General features: G+C 70.2%; 19 protein-coding genes and 1 tRNA gene. 12 read left to right on the plus strand and 8 right to left on the minus strand.

What is annotated here, in order from left to right:
* Positions 1-32 precede the first annotated feature (32 nt).
* Positions 33-1,304, minus strand: coding sequence for a DUF445 domain-containing protein (locus C5B99_RS04450; protein ID WP_104240588.1), 1,272 nt, complete (start codon positions 1,302-1,304; stop codon positions 33-35).
* A gap of 106 nt (positions 1,305-1,410) precedes the next feature.
* Between C5B99_RS04450 and C5B99_RS04455 the strand changes: the two genes are divergently transcribed.
* Together C5B99_RS04455 and C5B99_RS19190 are read left to right on the plus strand one after the other, a co-directional pair.
* Positions 1,411-1,698 carry a hypothetical protein gene (locus tag C5B99_RS04455; protein WP_104240589.1) on the plus strand — a complete coding sequence of 96 codons (288 nt, stop codon included), beginning with the start codon at positions 1,411-1,413 and terminating at the stop codon, positions 1,696-1,698.
* A 157-nt stretch (positions 1,699-1,855) separates the two neighbouring features.
* Positions 1,856-2,020 carry a hypothetical protein gene (locus C5B99_RS19190; RefSeq protein ID WP_181057766.1) on the plus strand — a complete coding sequence of 55 codons (165 nt, stop codon included), beginning with the start codon at positions 1,856-1,858 and terminating at the stop codon, positions 2,018-2,020.
* Positions 2,021-2,135: 115 nt separating this feature from the next.
* On the opposite strand, the gene C5B99_RS04460 is transcribed toward C5B99_RS19190, so the two are convergent.
* The gene (locus C5B99_RS04460; protein ID WP_104240590.1) at positions 2,136-2,741 is read right to left on the minus strand and encodes a GNAT family N-acetyltransferase; all 606 of its coding nucleotides are present in this window, start codon (positions 2,739-2,741) and stop codon (positions 2,136-2,138) included.
* Positions 2,742-3,064: 323 nt separating this feature from the next.
* Here C5B99_RS04460 and C5B99_RS04465 point away from each other — a divergent pair, with 323 nt between their 5' ends.
* Positions 3,065-4,714 carry an HNH endonuclease signature motif containing protein gene (locus C5B99_RS04465; protein WP_181064941.1) on the plus strand — a complete coding sequence of 550 codons (1,650 nt, stop codon included), beginning with the start codon at positions 3,065-3,067 and terminating at the stop codon, positions 4,712-4,714.
* A gap of 293 nt (positions 4,715-5,007) precedes the next feature.
* On the opposite strand, the gene C5B99_RS19195 is transcribed toward C5B99_RS04465, so the two are convergent.
* The 3 genes from C5B99_RS19195 to C5B99_RS04475 form a co-directional block, all read right to left on the minus strand.
* Positions 5,008-5,145, minus strand: a complete 138-nt coding sequence (locus tag C5B99_RS19195) for a hypothetical protein (RefSeq protein ID WP_160072589.1) — start codon at positions 5,143-5,145, stop codon at positions 5,008-5,010.
* Between the two features lie 107 nt (positions 5,146-5,252).
* Positions 5,253-6,062: a Cof-type HAD-IIB family hydrolase gene (locus tag C5B99_RS04470; RefSeq protein WP_104240592.1), complete on the minus strand. Its 810-nt coding sequence runs from the start codon at positions 6,060-6,062 to the stop codon at positions 5,253-5,255.
* Between the two features lie 3 nt (positions 6,063-6,065).
* The gene (locus C5B99_RS04475; protein WP_258063052.1) at positions 6,066-7,484 is read right to left on the minus strand and encodes a PLP-dependent aminotransferase family protein; all 1,419 of its coding nucleotides are present in this window, start codon (positions 7,482-7,484) and stop codon (positions 6,066-6,068) included.
* A 146-nt stretch (positions 7,485-7,630) separates the two neighbouring features.
* On the opposite strand from C5B99_RS04475, the gene C5B99_RS19200 reads away from it, so the two are divergent.
* The gene (locus tag C5B99_RS19200; protein WP_181057770.1) at positions 7,631-7,777 is read left to right on the plus strand and encodes a hypothetical protein; all 147 of its coding nucleotides are present in this window, start codon (positions 7,631-7,633) and stop codon (positions 7,775-7,777) included.
* An 82-nt stretch (positions 7,778-7,859) separates the two neighbouring features.
* Here C5B99_RS19200 and C5B99_RS04480 read toward each other — a convergent pair whose 3' ends face one another.
* Both C5B99_RS04480 and C5B99_RS04485 read right to left on the minus strand, forming a co-directional pair.
* Positions 7,860-8,183: a branched-chain amino acid transporter permease gene (locus C5B99_RS04480; RefSeq protein WP_104240594.1), complete on the minus strand. Its 324-nt coding sequence runs from the start codon at positions 8,181-8,183 to the stop codon at positions 7,860-7,862.
* Complete coding sequence (locus C5B99_RS04485) at positions 8,176-9,003, minus strand: AzlC family ABC transporter permease (RefSeq protein WP_104240595.1); 828 nt, start codon at positions 9,001-9,003, stop codon at positions 8,176-8,178. Before C5B99_RS04485 ends, C5B99_RS04480 begins: the two co-directional genes overlap by 8 nt.
* Positions 9,004-9,082: 79 nt before the next feature.
* Here C5B99_RS04485 and C5B99_RS04490 point away from each other — a divergent pair, with 79 nt between their 5' ends.
* From C5B99_RS04490 to C5B99_RS04505, 4 genes are all read left to right on the plus strand, one after another.
* Positions 9,083-9,517, plus strand: a complete 435-nt coding sequence (locus C5B99_RS04490) for an Lrp/AsnC family transcriptional regulator (protein WP_104240596.1) — start codon at positions 9,083-9,085, stop codon at positions 9,515-9,517.
* Positions 9,514-10,734, plus strand: coding sequence for an MFS transporter (locus C5B99_RS04495; RefSeq protein ID WP_104240597.1), 1,221 nt, complete (start codon positions 9,514-9,516; stop codon positions 10,732-10,734). The genes C5B99_RS04490 and C5B99_RS04495 overlap by 4 nt, the downstream gene beginning before the upstream one ends.
* Positions 10,735-10,909: 175 nt before the next feature.
* A complete protein-coding gene (locus tag C5B99_RS04500) occupies positions 10,910-11,791 on the plus strand; it encodes an SDR family oxidoreductase (protein WP_104240598.1) in 882 nt (293 codons plus the stop codon).
* 68 nt (positions 11,792-11,859) lie between these two features.
* Positions 11,860-12,141: a Rho termination factor N-terminal domain-containing protein gene (locus C5B99_RS04505; RefSeq protein WP_104240599.1), complete on the plus strand. Its 282-nt coding sequence runs from the start codon at positions 11,860-11,862 to the stop codon at positions 12,139-12,141.
* A 52-nt stretch (positions 12,142-12,193) separates the two neighbouring features.
* Here C5B99_RS04505 and C5B99_RS04510 read toward each other — a convergent pair whose 3' ends face one another.
* A complete protein-coding gene (locus C5B99_RS04510) occupies positions 12,194-12,856 on the minus strand; it encodes an MBL fold metallo-hydrolase (protein ID WP_104240600.1) in 663 nt (220 codons plus the stop codon).
* A gap of 241 nt (positions 12,857-13,097) precedes the next feature.
* Here C5B99_RS04510 and C5B99_RS04515 point away from each other — a divergent pair.
* From C5B99_RS04515 to C5B99_RS19575, 4 genes are all read left to right on the plus strand, one after another.
* Positions 13,098-13,173: transfer RNA gene (locus tag C5B99_RS04515), tRNA-Glu, on the plus strand.
* Between the two features lie 297 nt (positions 13,174-13,470).
* On the plus strand, positions 13,471-15,237 hold the full coding sequence (locus tag C5B99_RS04520; protein WP_104240601.1) for an ABC-F family ATP-binding cassette domain-containing protein: 1,767 nt from the start codon (positions 13,471-13,473) through the stop codon (positions 15,235-15,237).
* Between the two features lie 132 nt (positions 15,238-15,369).
* A complete protein-coding gene (locus C5B99_RS04525; protein WP_258063054.1) occupies positions 15,370-16,260 on the plus strand; it encodes a PP2C family serine/threonine-protein phosphatase in 891 nt (296 codons plus the stop codon).
* 2 nt (positions 16,261-16,262) lie between these two features.
* A complete protein-coding gene (locus C5B99_RS19575; RefSeq protein WP_258063055.1) occupies positions 16,263-18,038 on the plus strand; it encodes an FHA domain-containing protein in 1,776 nt (591 codons plus the stop codon).
* Positions 18,039-18,040: the final 2 nt, after the last annotated feature.

Below are 18,040 nucleotides of genomic sequence, written 5' to 3' on the forward strand. Positions count from 1 at the left end.
TCGAGACAGTGAAGGATGCTGGCCGCGGGACCTCAGCCGAGGAAGGCGTGGGCGACCGTGAAGATCGTCACGCCCGCGAGGGCGCCCACGATCGTGCCGTTCAGGCGGATGTACTGCAGGTCGCGGCCCACCATGAGCTCGATCTTCTCGCTCGTCTCATCGGCGTCCCAGCTGGCGACGGTGTCCGAGATGATCGACGAGATCTCGTGCCGATACCGGTCGACGAGGAACACCGCCGCGTCGATGACCCACGTGTTCACCCGCTGCTGGAGCTGCGCATCCGTCGTCAGTCGCTGACCGATGTCGACGAGCGCCGCCGTGGCGCGGGTGCGGAGCGCGCTCTCCGGGTCGGCGAGCGAGCGCAGGAGGCCCGTCTTCGCGGCGTTCCAGGCCTCCGCGGCGAGCTCGCGCATGCGGGGGCTGTCGAAGATGTTGCCCTTGGCGCCCTCGAAGCGGGCGATGAGCTCCGGGTCGTGCTGCAGCTGGTCCGAGAGGCGAGCCAGGTAGCCGTCGATGGCGGCCCTGGCGGGATGCGCGTCGTCCGCTCGCACCGCCGCGACGAACTTGACCGCCTCGTTGTACGCGGTGTTGTCGACGAGCTTGGTCGCGACCGACGGAACCCACGAGGGGAGACGCCTCGACACGAGGCCATCGAAGGCGCTCTGGTTGGCGGCGAGCCACGCGGCGGCGCTGTCGGCCGCCAGGTCCACGGCGCCCCGATGCGCGCCGGTCGCGACGACGCGCGACATCCACTCGCCCAACGGGGGAGCCCACTGCGGTTCGACGAGGTGCTCGCGAGCCAGGTCCTCGATGAGGCCCTGGACGTCGTCGTCGCTGAGCGCCTCGAGCACGCCCGTCGCCATGATGGAGGCCTCGGAGGCGATTCGCTCGGCGTGCTCCGGCTGCTCGATCCATTCGCCGAGGCGGGCCGCGATCGAGGTGGCCTGCAGCTTCGTCCGCACCACGTCGCCGCGCAGGAACTCGGTCTCCACGAACTCGCCGAGCGTGCGGCCGATCTCGTCCTTCCGCTTCGGGATGATCGCCGTGTGCGGGATCGGGATGCCCAGCGGGTGCCGGAAGAGCGCCGTCACGGCGAACCAGTCGGCGAGCGCGCCCACCATGCCGCCCTCCGCGGCGGCGCGGACGTACGCGAACGCCGGCACATCTCGTTGCAGCGCGAACGCGACCACGAACACCACCGCCATGAAGAGGAGGGCCCCCAACGCCACCGCCTTCATGACTCGCAGGCTGCGCCGGCGCTCCTGGTCTGCGGGGCTCAGAAGCTCGGTCGGGGTGCGCGACATGCGGTCATCTTTGCACGCCCGAGCCGGACGGCGACTGCGGGGTGCCCCAGGTCTGCCTCGGGTCTCCGGGGATTCCCCGGCGGGCCGAGATCGACAGACTGGACGCATGACTTCGCACTCCAGGGGCTCGTTCCGGTCGGCGGCCGACGGGGCGTCCACGACCTCGTTCATGTGGTGGATGGTGTTCGTGCTCGTCGGCGCGCTCAGCGGAGTCGTATCGTCGCTGGCGTCCGCTCAGCTCGCGGTCGGCACCCAGCAGCAGGAGGCGCTCACGATGATCTTCTGGGTGTCCCTCGTCGTGAGCGGCATCTGCGCGATCGGTGCCCTGGTCGCCTTCATCCGCACGATCTACGTGCTGCTCGACCGCAGCGACCGGCGCTGGAGCGGGGAGTAGGGGGCGGGGCAGGGGCAGGGGCACAGTGCACGGGCAGGGGACAAGGGCGCAGGGGCCCGGACGGGCAGACGCGCGGGCACGGCCCGGCGGTCGGCGTCCGCGATCTCCGTCGCGCAGCCGATGCGCCGGCTGGGGCGGATCTCGTACCGTGGGCCGCATGGATATCTCGTCGATGATCATGGGAGCGGCAGTGGCATCCGTCATGTGGATCGGATTCGTCCCGTGGGCGCGACTCAAGCGCCTCCGCGAGCTCGAGGCGCGGTACGCCGCAGGCCGGCCCGAGTCAGGGGGAGCCGGCGAGGGGCCGACCCCAGCTCTCTAGCGCCGCCGGTCGCTGCCTCCTACCCGCTGCCGACTGTCCGTCGCGCGTTGCTGGCTGCCCGACGCGGTTATCTGTTGCTTGCTGCCGCTGGTCGTTGCCGGCTACCCGCCCCGCGCTACCAGGGTCTGCCCCGGAGGTCGACCACACCAGGAGGCCAGCAATCGACGCTCTGCCGGATCGGCGAGATGAGCACCGGAGACCCCGCTTCGACGACTGCCTCGACACTCGTCTCCGCTCGCATCACTGTCTCGGGTGGCATCATCGTCTCGGGTGGGAGCGAGCGCGGAGTGCTTCGCTCGACGACGCGGATGCGATGCCACCCGGTCCGCTCGTAGAAGGGCACGACGTCTTCCCGGCATCCCAGATAGCCGTACTCGAGGTCGGGGGAGGCTCGCATCGCACCTCGAGCGAGCGACATCGCGAGCTCGCCAAGGCCTTGGCCTCGGAGCCCGTCATCGACGAGCACGCCACCCGTGCCGGCCACGACGACCTGGGCGCGGCCGACCGTGATCTCACGTCGCTGGAACCCGACGTGCGCCACGGCCGAACCTGCTGCGTCGAAGACGATCGCGTGCGTGGAGGCCGGGGCGTAGCCGTAGGGCTGCTCGGGATCCCACTCGCCGTGCACTGAGCGGTACTCGCGATCGAAGAGTGCACGCAGGGCCGTGAGCTCGGCCGGTGTGAGGGCTGAGTGCTCGACCACTCGGGGGAGGTAGGTCATCACGTCAGCGTAGGACGCTGCTGTGCTCCTCCTCGCTCGGCAGCGGCGCGGCTCGTGCCCGCTCGGGCGGGGCCCGTGGCGAAGTGCGGGTGGATTTCCTCTGCTCACCTGGGTATTCCGGGGCAGATCTTCCGTTCGAAGCTAGATCCTATTTTCTCGAAGAAAACCTGGTCCTGATATAGATTTTGGTGCGGTCCAGTGCTAGTCTGATGGTGATCTTGGGGGAGGTTATCGTGGCATCGCAGGCGGAGCAAGAATCGGGTCGACAGTCGTCGGCGCAGCCAGGACAGTCATCGGCGCGGTCGTCAATGGAGACGGCTGTCGTGGACGCGCTTCTCGAGGCGCGGTGCCAGCTGACGGGTCTCCCGGACGCGGAGATCGTCGTTGTGCTCCGCGAGCTCGCTGCTCGGCGACGAGTGCTGGATGCTGCTCTGGTGGAGGTCACGGGCGAGCTGCTGCTGCGTGAAGACGAGTCTCCGCGAGCGGAGACGGTCGCTCGGAAGTCCGGGTTTCGGAACCTTGCGGCGATGGTCGAGCAGGTGCTCGCGGTGAAGCCCTTCGAGGCGAAGACCCTCGTGCAGCTTGCAGAGGCGACGAGGGAGCGGATGAGCGCTACAGGCGAGCCGATCCTCCCGAGGTACGCGGAGGTGTCGAAGGCGGTGGGCTCCGGGGTTCTGTCGGTGGCGCAGGCGACCGCGATCACGAAGGGGCTCGACCGCACCGGCAACCGCGTGGACGTCGACGAGCTCGCGCGCGGCGAGATCGAGCTCGTGGCGTCCGCGTGCGGCCTGAATCCGGAAGATGAACAGCCCGCGGTGCCGAAGGTGCTCGAGGTGCAGGCCGCGACCTGGGTTTCCTACCTCGACCCCGACGGCGACGAGCCGCGCGCCGACAAGATCGCCGAAGAGCGCGGCCTCTGGTTTACGCGTCGCGCCGACGGTGCGGTGTCAGGGAAGTTCGTCGCGACGCCCGAGCAAGGCGAGCAGCTGCTCTCAGTCTTCGACGCCCTGCTCTCTCCGCGCCGTGCCGTGGAGTTCCCGGCCGCATCCGAGTGCGGGGAACCGACCGCGCCAGCGCTCGGTGCCAACGAGGTCCCGCTCGCTGCCGGCCACGACGACAGTACTTGCGGGGGTGACGACGCTGCTCCCGGTGGTGACAGCAGTGACGACCGTGCTCGCGGGCGTGACGATGGCGACGTCGGTGCTGACGGTGCTCGCGGCCGTGCCGTTGGCCGCGACGGTGACAACCACGGCGACGTCGCTGCGGACGAGATCGTCGACGTCCCACTGGTTGACCCGCGGTCGATCGAGCAGCAGCGCATCGACGCGCTCACGATGATCGTCCGCGCCTACGCCGAGTCACCCGACGCGCCCCGCACCGGCGGCGAGGCGCCAACGGTCATCATCGTGACCACCACCGCCGGACAAGACGGCACCGCCACCCGACCCGAAGACCTGCCCCACCTCGAGCGCACCGGAGAGCCAATCCCACCGTCGGTCGCAGCCCAGGTCGTCTGCGACGGGCTCATCCGCATCGCGAGCACCGACACCAACGGCGAGATTCTCGACCTCGGCCGCAAGCAACGCCTCTTCACCACAGCCCAACGGCGGGCGATCGCGACCCGCGACCGGCAATGCCGAGCGCCCGGATGCAGCGCACCAGTCCGCTGGTGCGAAGTGCACCACGCGATCCCCTGGAGTCAGGGCGGACCAACCGACGCGAAAGACGGCATCCTGCTGTGCTCCTTCCACCACCACGAAGTCCACCGCGAACGCCTCACCCTGACTCGCAGCAGCAACGGACGCTGGCACGTCGTACCCGCGCTCGGGCGGCACGTCCCGCCCAGAGCCAGCCGCCGCCGCGGATACCCGCCACCGGCAGCCAACTCCCGGGCAGCCAACTCCCGGGCTGCCAACTCGCGCGCCGCCAACTCCCCGGCGGCCACCCGCCCACAGGTCAACCGAAGACCCTGAGACCGCCACGACGGCCTGGCCCGGAGAGGCACAGTTTGGCCCGGAGAGGCACCGTTTGGCCCGGAGAGGCACAGTCTGAATCAGGAAGACACCGCCTGGCGCGGAGAGGAGCGGCGCGGCTCAGAGGGCCCCGCTAGGGCGCGCAAACGCGAAAGTGCCGCCGTGGTCACGAAGACCAGGGCGGCACCGTTTGCTCACCAAGACCCTCCCAAGCCCTCTCAATCGAGAGAGCGCAGCAGCGCGATGAAGTGCTGCGATGAGTGCTGCGAGGAGAGCTGCGACGAGAGCTGCTGCTAGAGCTGCGGCTGACGAGTGTTGTAGCCGAAGCGCGTGGGGCGCTGCGCGTACCCATCCTTGCGGACGGCGCGAACAGTCTCCGCCGCGAAGGCGACAACCGCCACAACCCCGATACCAAGAGCGAGAAGTTCCATGAGTCCACCTCCGTGATCTGCCGGCAAACACCGGATACTGCAATCCAATCGGAGACGCCCGGGCGTGTCGCGGTCCACCCGAAGGTCAGTGGACTGGTCGCGCCAGGTCAACCCGCGCTTCCGGCGAGCCAATCTTCGAGGAACACCGCGACACCGTCATCGGTGTTGCTCGGAATCACCGACTCCACCACCGCGAGCGCCTCCGGGCGGGCGTTCGCAACGGCGATCGGGTGGCCGACGACCTCGAAGGCCGGCAGGTCGTTGAAGTTGTCGCCGGAGTAGTAGAGGTCCTCCCGCGCCACCCCCAGCAGGTCAGCGACCGCGAGCAGGCCCGTGCCCTTCGAGCACGCTGCGTTCGCGATCTCCAGGTACGTGTCCTTCGACCGGTACGTCACGACGCCCGAACGGTCCGCGAGGGCCGCCTCCAGCGCATCGACCAGGGCAGGGTCACCCATGCACATCACCTTGTGCGGCGGCGTCACATCCACACCGCCAGAGGCGACGAACTCCAACGTCGAGGCAGGCTCCGGGAACACCCACGTGTGGGTGCGCTCCCGGTCCGTCCACTCGTCCTCACCCCACGCATACCAGTGCTCGCCGGCGAAGAAGCTCGCGTGCAAGCCGCTCGCCTCGCAGTGATCGGCGATGAAGCGCGCATCAGCGGCCGAGATGGCAACGTCGTGTCGCACCTCGCCGTCGCCGGACAGCACCAGCCCGCCGTTGAAGGCCACGAGCGGCGAGCCGATGCCGCCGTACAGGCGCTCGAGCACCCGCATCGACTCCGGGGGCCGGGACGAGCACAGCACGAAGTGATGGCCGGCCGCTCGCACCGCCTCGATCGCCGCGATCGTCCGTGGAGAGAGCGTGCGCTGAGCGCTGAGCAGCGTGCCGTCGATGTCGCTGAGGAAGAGAACCATGGACTACACCATCTCAGGAAGACGCGTATCCGCCATCGATCGCACGTCGCGCGCCGAGAGTTGCGCCCAGGATTCGGCGAGGATCCGCGTGCCAGCTTCGAGATCGGCGACGGGTGCCGTGAACGGGACCCGAAGGAACCGCTCGAGGCTCCCATCGATGGAGAACTTCGGGCCCGCGACCAGGGCCAGGCCGCGCGCCTCCGACAGGGACGTCATGGCGGAGCTCGCCGGCTGCGCCAAGTGCACCCACATCGACAGTCCACCGTCTGGCCACGGCACGTGCCACTCCGGCAGGTGGAGGCTCAACGCGGCGTGCAGGGCGTCACGGTGCAGGCGCATCTGCTCGCGCCGCCGGGGCAGCAGCTCCGGAAGCGCCCGCACGACACGCTCCGCGAGGAGCTGCTCGATCTGCGGCGTCCCCAGATCGCCGGCCGGACGGGCCTGCACGAAGCGGCGGATCAGAGCTGCATCGGCGCGGATCCACCCGATGCGCAGACCGGCCCAGGCCGCCTTGCTCAGAGAGCCGACCGTCACGACCCCCGAGCCGGAGAACGGGGACGCGCCGCGCGCGTGACGAGCGAACGGGCCGTCATCCCACGGCCGGTCGATCGACAGGTCCGCGGTCGTCTCGTCCACGACGAGGATCGTGCCGGCCGCCCGAGCCGCCTCCGTCACGCGCACCCGGTCTTCCGGCCGCATCGACGCGCCCGTCGGGTTGTGGAAATCGGGGATGAGGTACGCGAGCGCGGGGCGCATCCGCTCGATCGTCTCGATGACGTGCTCGATCTCCCAGCCGCCAGTGGTCACCGGCGTCGCGATGAGTCGAGCGCCCGCGCGGCGCATCGCCTCGTAGGCGTGCGGATACGTGGGCGACTCCACCAGGACGAGATCCGAGCGCGTGAGGAGCGTGTGGGCCGTCAGCGAGATCGCGTGCTGGGCGCCCATCGTCACGATGATCTGCTCGGGCGTCGTCGGCAGCCCGCGCGCCGTGTAGCGCTCGGCGATCGCCGAGCGCAGCGACAGGGTGCCGAGGAGGTCGAAACCGGGGGCGCCGAGCGCAAGCGGCATCGAGCTCGCGGCGTCCGCGATGATCTCGGCCAGCCCCTCGACGGGCGGCGGCACCGCGCGAGCGAAATCGACCCCGAAGTTCTCTCCCTCGCCACTCGGGCGGTAATCCTGCCTGCCGAGGCGGGGGAGCGTCACCCGGCTCCCCGAACCCTGCCGGCTCAGCACATGCCCGCTGTCGCGCAGCGACTGGTAGGCGGCCACGATCGTCGTGCGACTGCGCCCGGACTGCACAGCCAGCTCGCGCTCCGAGGGCAGGCGCGTCCCCACCGGGATGCGCCCATCGACGATCAGTAGGCGGATGCGCTCCGCGAGGGCCTCGTAGGCGGACGAGTCGTCACGAAGCTCACCAGCCAAGGAGAGCAGCGTGCGTGCGGATATGCGAGAACCAGATGTCGACTCCATGGGTCCAGTATGCGCCAAGTGGACCGCGACGGCCAGGCCAATGTGGCGATTGGATGTGCCTATCTGCAGTACTCGTCGACTGTCACGGAGGTGGCCCCATGGAACTCATCACGCTCATCATCACAGGAATCGTCGTCGCGGCCATCGCCGTTGCCGGAGTGACCGCGACCCTCGTCGTCATGCTGCGCGACGGCTACGGGCACCGCGCATTCCAGTCCAGTTACGACACTCGCCAGCCGAGGTAGCGAGCGGCGCCCTCGGAGTGCCCGCTGGACCGGGCTCGGAAAAACGGGAAGCGCCCGGGAAACTGGAAGAGGTTAGAAGAGGTTAGAAGAGGTTGACGAGCACGACGAAGGTCGCCGTGCCGAGTCCGACGCTGAGCAGTGTCTTGCGCCCCAAGCCCAGGTGCACGCCCACCGTCACGGCGAGCGCGAGCGCCGCCCAGAGTGCCGTGCCCGGCTCGCTCGCGAAGTCGCTGAAGGTGACAGCGGCGAGGATCGCGAGGATTCCGGCGGGCATCCAGACCGAGAGTCGCTGGACCGTCTTGGAGTCGCGAAGCGGCTTGAGCGCGACGAACGGCAGGGCGCGGAGCCCGAACGTGATGCCGCCGCACACCGCGAGTGCGCCCACGAACCACCAGGCGTCAAACATCGCTCACCGGTGCCTCCGTGCGGTCTCGCCGCGCGGCGAAGAGCGCGCGCACCGCGAGCGCGACGGCGAAGAGGATGAGCGCCGCGAAGAGGGGCGCCCCTGGCACGAAGAGCAGCCCGAAAGAGACGCTCAGGCCGGCGATGAGGAGCGACGGCACGTCGTCACGGGAGCGGATCGCGTCGAGGGCGAGCACCGTGAAGAGCGCGCACAGCGAGAACTCGAGGCCCTTGATCTCGCCGGGGAGGACGCTCGCGAGTGCCACCCCGAGCAGGCCCCCGCCGACCCAGTACGTCTGCAGGGCGAGCTGCAGGGTGAGCAGTCGCGTCGCGGACCGCTGCTCACGGGGGATGGGCGTGACGATCGCGTAGGCCTCGTCGGTCATCGCCCAGATCGAGTAGAGGCGCGCGAGCCGGCCCCGTACGAGGTGCAGGGGGAACGAGAACGCGTAGAACACGTGCCGGAAGTTGACGAAGAACGTGGTGAGGGCCATCGTCGCGATGGGCATGCCCGCGGCGATGAGCCCGACGAGCAGCAGCTCGATCGAACCCGCGTACACGAACACCGACAGGGACGGGGCGACCCACCAGGGCAGGCCGGCCTGCAGGACCAGCACGCCGAACGCCACGCCGAGCGGCACCACCCCGAGCCCCGCGGCGAGCGAGTCGCGCAGTCCGGCCCGGATGCGCTCCCCGCGAGTCGCCGGGATCTCGGCGGGTACCCCCAAGAGCGCTCCCGCGGTTGGACCCGCGGCAGGCTCCGTCTGGGGCGCCGCGGATCCCGGCGGGCGGGTGCCGCGCGCTTCTGGATCTGCGGTGGTCATGCGGAGATCTTGGCACGGAAGCCGCGCATTCCGAGAGCGGATGCGTGCCTCCAGGCGCCACATTCGGCAATAATCAAGTGTGGACACCATCGATCGCGCAATCGTGCGCGAACTGCAGGGAAACGCCAGACTGACGAACGCTGAACTCGCGCAGCGCGTGGGGCTCACCCCGGCGCCCTGCCTGCGCCGAGTTCGCCGCCTCGAGGAGGACGGGGTCCTTCTCGGCTACCACGCCGAGGTGAACCCCGACAGGGTCGGACGCGCCTTCAAGGTGCTCATCGACGTCGACCTCACGAGCCAGGCGCACGCCACGGTGGAGGCGTTCGAGTCGCAAGCCGTCGAGCTCGACGAGGTCACCGAGGTTCGCCGCATGTTCGGCTCGCCCGACTACGCGATCCGCGTGGAGGTGGCCGACCTCGAGAGCTTCGAGAAGCTGCTCCGCGAGAAGATGTGGCGACTCCCCGGCGTCCACCGGGTGACCTCGCACTTCACGATGAAGGTGCTCAAGGGATGACCCAGCCGACGGCGGCGTCTGCCGCGCGCGGCAAGCGCTCGTGGCTCGCCGCCGCGCCGGCCGTGCTCATGATGGCGTGGGGTGGCAACCAGTTCACCCCGCTCCTGCTGCTCTACCGGAAGGTCGAGGGCTACTCCGCCCTGCAGGTCGACCTCTTCTTCGGCGCGTACATCATCGGGCTGATTCCCGGGTTCCTCATCGCCGGCTCCCTCTCCGACCGCTTCGGGCGGAAGCCCCTCATGGCGGTCTCCGTGGTCCTGAGCGTGGTCGCCGCGGTCGTGCTCGCTCTCGGCAGCGCGAGCCCCACCGCCATGATGATCGGGCGCCTCCTCTCCGGCCTCTCCGTGGCCGTCGCGATGGTCGTCGGAACCACGTGGATCCGCGAGCTCTCGACCGGCACCGTGCCGCCAGCCGTCACCGCCAGACGCGCATCCCTCACCATCACGGCGGGCTTCCTGCTCGGCGCGGTCGCCGCCGGAGTGCTCGCCCAGTGGGCCGCGTGGCCGACCATCACGCCCTACGTCGTGCAGCTCGTCCTGACGAGCGCCGCAGCCGTCGCGCTGGCTCGCGGCATCGAGACCGCCGGCGATCGATCTGGCCCGAAGGGAAGGGGATGTGAGCGTCGCCCGCTCGTGGATGTCGTCATCGCGCCCGAGCATCGTCGGCGCTTCTTCACCGTCGTGGTGCCCATGGCGCCGTGGGTATTCGCCGCCCCGGCGCTGGCCTTCGCCGTGTCGCCCGCCATCGTCGTCGAGCGGCTCGGGGGCCTCGAGATCGCCTTCGCGGCCCTCCTCACGCTCGTGTCGCTCACCGTCGGCTTCCTCATCCAGCCGAGCGTGCCGCGCATCGCCGCCCGCGTCGGCGGAGCCTCCGGTTCGGTGGGGCTCGGGCTCCTGGCCCTCGGGACCCTCCTCGTCGCCGCCAACGTCGCCGTCCAGTCTCCGCTCGTCGCCTGCGCCGCCGGGGTGCTCCTCGGCGGCTCCTACGGCGTCTGCATGCTCACGGGGCTCGTCGAGGTGCAGGCGATGGCCGGCGGCCGCAACCTCGCGGGACTCACCGGCCTGTACTACGCGCTCACCTACATCGGCTTCGCGCTGCCCGCCATCCTCTCCGCCCTCGCCCCGACCTTCGGCATGCTCCCGCTGCTCGTCGCGGTTGCGGTCCTGGCAATCGGATGCGCGGCGATCGTCGCGTTCGGGGTGCGGCGCACGCGGTAGCCGCGCGGGAAGGTCGGGGCGCGCGCCGCGCAAGAAGCTGGGAGCGCGTGCACCCGCTGGTCAGTGAATGCCCACGTTCGGTGCCTAGCGTTGATTCGGTCCCGGCCGGGGGCGCACCTCGTCACGAGAGCCTCCCGCCAGTCACGACGCACGACCGACCCCACGGAGGCGCACGATGACCGCACTCACCGACCCCCGCTCCCTGTTCCGCGAGAGCGGATTCCCCGGCCAGGGGCAGCAGCAGCCTGGACTCACGGGCGAGACCACCCCGGCCCCCGACCACGGCGAGCGGAGCTACACCGGCCACGGCAGGCTCAAGGGCCGCCGCGCGCTCATCACCGGGGGAGACTCCGGGATCGGCCGCGCCGTCGCCATCGCCTACGCCAGAGAGGGCGCCAAGGTCGCGATCTCGTACCTGCCAGAGGAAGAAGCCGATGCGCAGGAGACGGCGCGCCTCATCAACGAGGCGGGCGAGACCGGGCTCCTCCTGCCGGGCGACCTGCGCAACGAGCAATACTGCGCCGAGATCGTCCACGCGACCGTCGCCGCCTTCGGGGGCATCGACCTGCTGGTCCTCAACGCCGCCTACCAGCGAGACCGCACGAGCATCGGCGACACCCCGACCGACGAGATCAGGCGCGTGATCGCGACGAACCTCGAGGCGCCCATCTACACGCTCCGAGCAGCTGAGTCGCACCTCCCACCCGGCGCATCCGTCATCTTCTCCTCGTCGGTGCAGGGCTACGAGCCGAGCGATGGGCTCTTCGACTACGCCATGACGAAGGCGGCCCTCGTCTCGCTCACCGAGTCCATGGCCAAGGAGTTCGGGCCGAAGGGCGTGCGCGTGAACGCCGTCGCTCCCGGGCCCGTCTGGACGCCGCTCATCCCCGCCACCGGATGGGACGAGGAGAAGCTCGCGAGCTTCGGGCAGGACACGCCACTCGGGCGCGCCGGCCAGCCCGCCGAGCTCGCTGGCGCCTACGTCTACCTCGCCTCCGACGACGCCAGCTACACGACGGGCGCCATCATCGCCGTCACGGGCGGCAAGAACCTCTGAGCGGGCACCGCGAGCGAGCGGGCACGAGCACAGGGCGAGCGTCAGCTCACGAGCGAGAGGAACAGTCGATGGCCAAGAAGAAGTCGGGCGCCGACAACCAGCCGAGCCTGAAGGACGAAGAGCTCTACGAGAAGCTGCGCGACGAGGGCAACTCGAAGGAGAAAGCCGCCAGGATCTCGAACGCCGCCGCCCGGAAGGGGCGAAGCGAGGTCGGCAAGAAGGGCGGGGAAGTCGGCTCCTACGAGGATTGGACCGTCGACGAGCTGCGGAAGCGGGCCAAGGAGCTCGAGCTGACCGGATACTCCGGCAAGCGCAAGAGCGAGCTCATCGACCTGCTCCGCGATCACTGACGCCGGGCCGACCGGTGCGGGCCGGAGAGCATCAGCTCAGCGGGGCCGGGCGTCAGTCGAGCTCGAGCGTCTCGAAGGGCTGCAGGTCGATGAGGTTCGCGCCGACCCGGTCCGCGGATTCCCGCAGACGCGTGACCGCGAGCGTCTTGCCGACCTTGGCCAGCAGCATCTCGTGCACGGGCAGTACTCGCTTGGGGCGCACCCGCTCGACGTAGTCCATGGACTCGGCGAGGCGCATCCACGGCGCGTTCGCGCAGACCGCGAGCACGTCGATGTCGACCCCCTCCGGCGCGACGTAGGCATCGCCGCCGTAGTAGAGCGCGCCTCGTTCCACGAGCACGCCGATGTTCTCGATGCGGGGGATCGAGCTGTGGATGATGGCGTGCTCGCCGCCGAAGAACTGCAGGTCGAAGCCCCCGACCAGCACCGATTCCCCGGCAGCGACGTCGATGACCTCGCCGATGTCGGGGAGGTCTGCAGCGATGATCTTTTCCGCCGCGGACGGCGTGGTGAAGATGGGCGTCCTCGGATTCCGGGACAGGATGCGCGTCAGCTGCTCCGGCGTCCAGTGGTCGTCGTGCTCGTGCGTGATGACGATGGCGACCGTCCCGGCCGCCTCAGTGATCGGGGTCGTGAACTTGCCCGGGTCGATGAAGAGACGCGAGCCGCTCTTCTCGATCGAGAGTGCGGCGTGCTCGAGCTTGGTGAGGCGCATGTTCCCCCTTGGTGGCGGCGGCCCCGTGCAGGCCCAGACGAAGTGCAACGCTAGCAACTCGTGACTGACGGACTCCTCGACGGGTGGCCCGTTCCACGGATCATCGACCGGCAGGACGGCCTGCAGCGCGGCTGGCGCGTGGCCCGAGTCGTGGCCCGGAATGGCGGGCGACGCGCCGACTCCGAAAACCCGATTTGCTTTGCCGTTCCTCGGTGTGCCAGAATATCCGAGTTGCCAAAACGGTCCCATCGTTTAGCGGCCTAGGACACCGCCCTCTCACGGCGGCAGCGCGGGTTCGAATCCCGCTGGGATCACCAACACAAGCCCGGTTCGAGAATTCTCTCGCACCGGGCTTCGTGCATTCCGGCCGGGCTCTGTACATTCCGGCCTGGCTCTGTGTGCGTCACCGGGTCTGTGCGCCCCGGCTGTGCTCTCGGGAATTCGAACGGTTCTCGGCGTCCAGTGCTAAAGTCTTCGCGTTCTTGTCCCCGAAGATCGGCAGGCCGGTGAAGACTCTCGACGCCCCCGCACCGCACGCTGTGCGCTGACGCCCGTCGAACCCACCTCCTGAGGCTCCCGGTGTCAGTGCGCGCACTGAACCTTCAGGGAGCACCGTGTCTCAGACGACACCGAAGAACAACCACCCACTCTCGTTCGACCGCCTCAGCCTGAGCTGGCCGGACGGGTCCCCGGCCATCGATGCGCTCACCGGGGCCTTCCCGCCGGGCCGAACCGGCCTCGTGGGCCGCAACGGCAGCGGCAAGTCGACGCTGCTGCGCCTGCTCGCGGGGGAGCTGGCGCCGACGGGAGGCGCGGTCCGAGCTGATGCGGACGTGGCCTACCTGCCGCAGCAGCTGACCCTCGACACGGAGCTTCCCGTCGCCGCGCTCCTCGGCGTCGATCGCAAGATCGCCGCCCTCCGCGCCATCGAGGGCGGCTCCGTCGACCCCGCCGACTACGACGTGCTCGGAGACGACTGGGACATCGAGACGCTCGCCGCGGCCGAGCTGCGCGCCATAGGGCTCGACGAGGAGATGCTCACGCGCACCCTCGGCGGCCTCTCCGGCGGCGAGGCGATGCTCGTCGCCATCGCCGGGCTCCGCCTCGGCAGGGCGCCCATCGTGCTGCTGGACGAGCCGAGCAACAATCTCGACCGGGATGCGCGACACCGCCTCGCGGCGCTCGTCGAATCATGGCGAGGCACGCTGGTCATCGCGAGCCACGACGAGGAGCTGCTCGAGCACGTCGACCAGATCGCCGAGGTGAGGGGCGGTGAGCTGGCGGTGACCGGCGGCGGGTACAGCGCCTACCTGCTGCAGCTCGAGCGCGAGCAGGCGGCGGCCGCGCAGGCGCTCCGATCCGCGGAGAGCGCCCTGAGGTCAGAGCAGCGCGATCGGCGCGAAGCCGAGGCGAAGATCGCGAGCAGCCTGCGCGCGGGGAAGAAGGCGCAGGCCAACAAGCGCGCGCCCAAGATCCTCCTCAACGGGCAGAAGGCGCGAGCCCAGGTCTCCGCCGGCAGGCTCCGGAGCCAGCACGACTCCCGCCTCGCGGGGGCCGAGGCGGCGGTGGAGCTCGCCGAGGGGCGAGTTCGGGACGACGCGAGCATCCGCATCCACCTCCCGGACCCGGATGTCGCGACCTCCCGCCGCCTCGTGACGCTTGAGCTGGCAGCGGCACGCGCTGACCCCGCGCGCGCCGAACCGACGCAGCCCGGCCCGGCGCACGCTGAGCCTGCCCGGCCCGAGCCTGCGCGGCCCGAACCCGCGCGGCCCGAGGCCGCCGGGCGGCTGGTCATCATGGGCCCGGAGCGCATCGCCCTGACGGGAGCGAACGGCTCCGGCAAGACCACGCTCCTCGACGCGATCGCCGCGTCGGCGCAGTCGCTCGGGGTGAACGGATCCGGATCCGGAGCCGGCGGCGAGCGCATCGAGACCCGAGGGGGAGCCTGGGTCACGGCGTCCACGAGCCGAGTCGGATACCTGCGCCAGCGCCTCGACGGGCTGGACGACGACGCGAGCGTCCTCGAGAACGTGCAGCGCTCCGCCCCCGAGACCGCCGCCCAGGAGCTCCGCGCCCAGCTCGCGCGGTTCCTGCTGCGAGGCGCCGTCGTCGAGCGGCCCGTCTCCTCGCTCTCGGGCGGCGAGCGCTTCCGGGTCTCCCTCGTGCGTCTGCTGCTCGCCACCCCGCCCGCGCAGCTCCTGCTGTTCGACGAGCCCACGAACAACCTCGACCGGGAGTCGACGGCGCAGCTCGTCGACGCGCTGCGCGACTACCGTGGCGCGCTGCTCGTCGTGAGCCACGATGAGCGCTTCCTGGGACGGCTCGGCGTGACGCGCCGCATCCGCCTCGACCGGCTCGGCACGATCCTGGACGGGGTGTGAGAGTCCGACGGTGTCGCGGGCCGGTCTCGCAGCAGCGCCGCCGCAATGCCACAATGGACGCACGCGCGATCTACGCGTACAAGGTGTGCCTTCGGGGCAGGCCACCCGGGCAGAGTTCCAGAGGTGCTATTTGTGAATACTGAACTGGCTTCGTCGTACGCACGCGCGGAGGAAGCCGTCGCGCTGCGCGTGAGCGCCGCCAGCGACGTCGGAAGCGTGCGCCAGGTGAACGAGGACTCCGTGCTGGCGCGCATGCCCGTCTTCTTCGTCGCAGATGGAATGGGCGGTCACGCCTACGGCGACCGCGCGAGCCAGACCGTCGTCGCGACCTTCGACGAGGAGTTCCAGGTCGAGGAGCCGGCAACCCCGGACCGCGTGCTGCGCACCATCGACCGCGCCAACCGTGCCGTGCAGGACCTCGTGACCGAAGCCGACGGGCCAGGCGCCGTGGCGGGAACCACGCTGTCCGGCATCGCCCTCGTCGACCTCGCCGACCTCGGCGCCGAGCTGCTGCACTGGATGATCTTCAACGTCGGCGACTCCCGCGTGTACGGCTGGAACGGTCGCGCGCTCGTGCAGGTGACCGTCGACCACTCCGCCGTGCAGGAGATGGTGGCCATGGGCCTCATCTCGGCAGCGGATGCGCTCATCCACCCCGACCGGAACGTCATCACGCGGGCGGTCGGCTCCGAGAGCGACGTCGAGGCCGACATCTGGCTCATGCCCGTGCACGGCCATCAGGTCTTCCTCGTCTGCTCCGACGGACTCACGAAGGAGCTCAGCGACGAGCAGATCTCGCAGGTCATGCTCGAGTACCACTCCGATCCGGAACCGGAGCTGACCCTCGCGGAGACGCTCGTGCAGACGGCCGTCGAGGTCGGCGGACGAGACAACGTGAGCGTCGTCGTCATCGACTCCGAGTACGCGAACGCCGATCAGGCATCGGCGACCCCGCCCGTCACGACGGGGCCGATCGCAGCCCCGGCCGCAGACGACACCTTCGAAGACACGACGCCGAGGTAACCATGACCGAGGCACCCCACGAGGTCGAGGCAGAAGCCCCGGTGGTCTTCCGCCAGCGTCGACATGCCCTTCTTCTGGTGCGCCCGTCTGCCCCATCGCATCCTGCGGAGTCGACCCCCGCGGATGCGAGCGCCGAGTCTCGTGGCGCCCGCGAGGGGACCGGGACCATCGGGGCCGCACGCCTCGCGTTCGCCGACGGTGCCCTCTCCCTCGACAAGGTCTTCGCCGCCATCATCGGCACAGGACCGCTCAGCGAGGTCGCCCCATTCGTCTACCTGACGCGCGAGGGCAACGGGCTGCGTGTCTTCGCGCGAGGCCCCCTCCGCGTCGAGGAGCTGCCGAGCGCACCGCACGTCGGCATCCGACCGGCCGTCATCAGCGCGGGGGAGGCATCGACGTGGGTCGAGGTGCTCCTGCCGTCGGCGCGAGGCGTCGAGGTCACGGTGGAGAACGATCGGCGGGGACTCGACCAGGTCCCGATCCAGCTGCTCTTCGCCGCCTGCGACGAGGAGATCTCCGAGACGCGCGCCCCCGTGGGCGTGGGACCGGAGACGGTCGTCGCCCCAGACCCGGATCTCGACACGCCGAACCTGCACTCGCGGGCCCTCGAGTCGCGCGGCACCCACGGTCCGGACAGCTCCGATGGTCCGGACGGTCCGGACGGCCCGGACGGTCCGGACACAGACGCGGCTTCAAGCCTCGATGGCGAAGACAGCGGGCACATCGGCGACAGCGGGCACAGCAGCGACGCCATCTCCGAAGCGACCATCCTCGACCTGCCGCCCGAGGCCACGACGACACCCGGCTCCGACTCCGACTCCGACTCCGGCTCCGACGACGGCGTCGATGCGCCGCGACTCGACCGCGACGAGCTGCCGATCCTCGACCAGTCACCGATCCGTGACGTCCAGACCTTCCCCGTGCCGATCCTCGACCCGGAGGTCACTGCGGATCAGGTCGGGGAGCACGACGGCCGCACGATCCTGAGCGCCGAGGCGAGCCGCATCCGCCAGGAGGCCTCAGCGCGCAGCGCCGCACGCCAGGAGTTCCGGGACGGCAGCGCCCAGCAGCCTGCGGCCCACTCGACCCCTCCGGCCTCCGAGGTGCTCGAGGCCCCGGCGGCGCTCGACGAGGTCGGGGAGCACGACGGCCTCACGATCGTCGGCGGCTCCCTCCGAGACCTCCGCGTCGACGACGCCCACCGCCACGAGTCCGCCCCGCGTGGCGGAGACCTCGCTGACACCGTGCTCGTCCAGGCGCTCTCCTCCGAGACGCGCCCGGAGAAGGACCTCGCCTCCCTCACCGCCCACGCCGCCGACCAGCGGCGGCATCAGCGCGCCGTCGACGTCTCACCGGACTCGTCAGCTGAGCAGAACCCGCCTGAGCAGAACCCGCCAGAGCAGCGCGCCAGCGGGGGAGAGGCGTCGTACATCGTCGAGCTGTCCACGGGTGCCACCGTCGATCTGGCGGGTCCGCTCGTGCTCGGAAGGGCGCCCAGCATGGGCGCGGAGCAGACGGGCGGCGTCCTGCCTCGCCACGTCAAGCTGACCGGCGCCACCGACATCTCACGCAACCACGTGCTCCTCACCGTCGAGGGCGGCGTCATCGTCGTCACCGACCTCCACTCCCGCAACGGCACCGACGTCGTCATGCCCGGACGCGGCCCGCAGCGCCTGCGAGCGGGGGAGCCGACCGCGGTCATGCCGGACACGGTCATCGACCTCGGAAGCGGGGTGTTCCTCACTGTGCGGAACCTCGCCATGACGGCGAGGCGCTAGCC

The organism is Pseudoclavibacter sp. Z016, assembly GCF_002931215.1.
Taxonomy (GTDB): Bacteria; Actinomycetota; Actinomycetes; order Actinomycetales; family Microbacteriaceae; genus Pseudoclavibacter.

Bases quoted from the DNA above. Each gene is read 5' to 3' on its own strand.
- C5B99_RS19195 (WP_160072589.1), bottom strand. From the start codon at position 5,145: ATGGAACTTCTCGCTCTTGGTATCGGGGTTGTGGCGGTTGTCGCCTTC.
- C5B99_RS19200 (WP_181057770.1), top strand. From the start codon at position 7,631: ATGGAACTCATCACGCTCATCATCACAGGAATCGTCGTCGCGGCCATC.
- C5B99_RS04460 (WP_104240590.1), bottom strand. From the start codon at position 2,741: ATGACCTACCTCCCCCGAGTGGTCGAGCACTCAGCCCTCACACCGGCC.
- C5B99_RS04510 (WP_104240600.1), bottom strand. From the start codon at position 12,856: ATGCGCCTCACCAAGCTCGAGCACGCCGCACTCTCGATCGAGAAGAGC.
- C5B99_RS19190 (WP_181057766.1), top strand. From the start codon at position 1,856: ATGGATATCTCGTCGATGATCATGGGAGCGGCAGTGGCATCCGTCATG.
- C5B99_RS04470 (WP_104240592.1), bottom strand. From the start codon at position 6,062: ATGGTTCTCTTCCTCAGCGACATCGACGGCACGCTGCTCAGCGCTCAG.
- C5B99_RS04450 (WP_104240588.1), bottom strand. From the start codon at position 1,304: ATGTCGCGCACCCCGACCGAGCTTCTGAGCCCCGCAGACCAGGAGCGC.
- C5B99_RS04485 (WP_104240595.1), bottom strand. From the start codon at position 9,003: ATGACCACCGCAGATCCAGAAGCGCGCGGCACCCGCCCGCCGGGATCC.
- C5B99_RS04505 (WP_104240599.1), top strand. From the start codon at position 11,860: ATGGCCAAGAAGAAGTCGGGCGCCGACAACCAGCCGAGCCTGAAGGAC.
- C5B99_RS04480 (WP_104240594.1), bottom strand. From the start codon at position 8,183: ATGTTTGACGCCTGGTGGTTCGTGGGCGCACTCGCGGTGTGCGGCGGC.
- C5B99_RS19575 (WP_258063055.1), top strand. From the start codon at position 16,263: ATGACCGAGGCACCCCACGAGGTCGAGGCAGAAGCCCCGGTGGTCTTC.
- C5B99_RS04455 (WP_104240589.1), top strand. From the start codon at position 1,411: ATGACTTCGCACTCCAGGGGCTCGTTCCGGTCGGCGGCCGACGGGGCG.
- C5B99_RS04495 (WP_104240597.1), top strand. From the start codon at position 9,514: ATGACCCAGCCGACGGCGGCGTCTGCCGCGCGCGGCAAGCGCTCGTGG.
- C5B99_RS04500 (WP_104240598.1), top strand. From the start codon at position 10,910: ATGACCGCACTCACCGACCCCCGCTCCCTGTTCCGCGAGAGCGGATTC.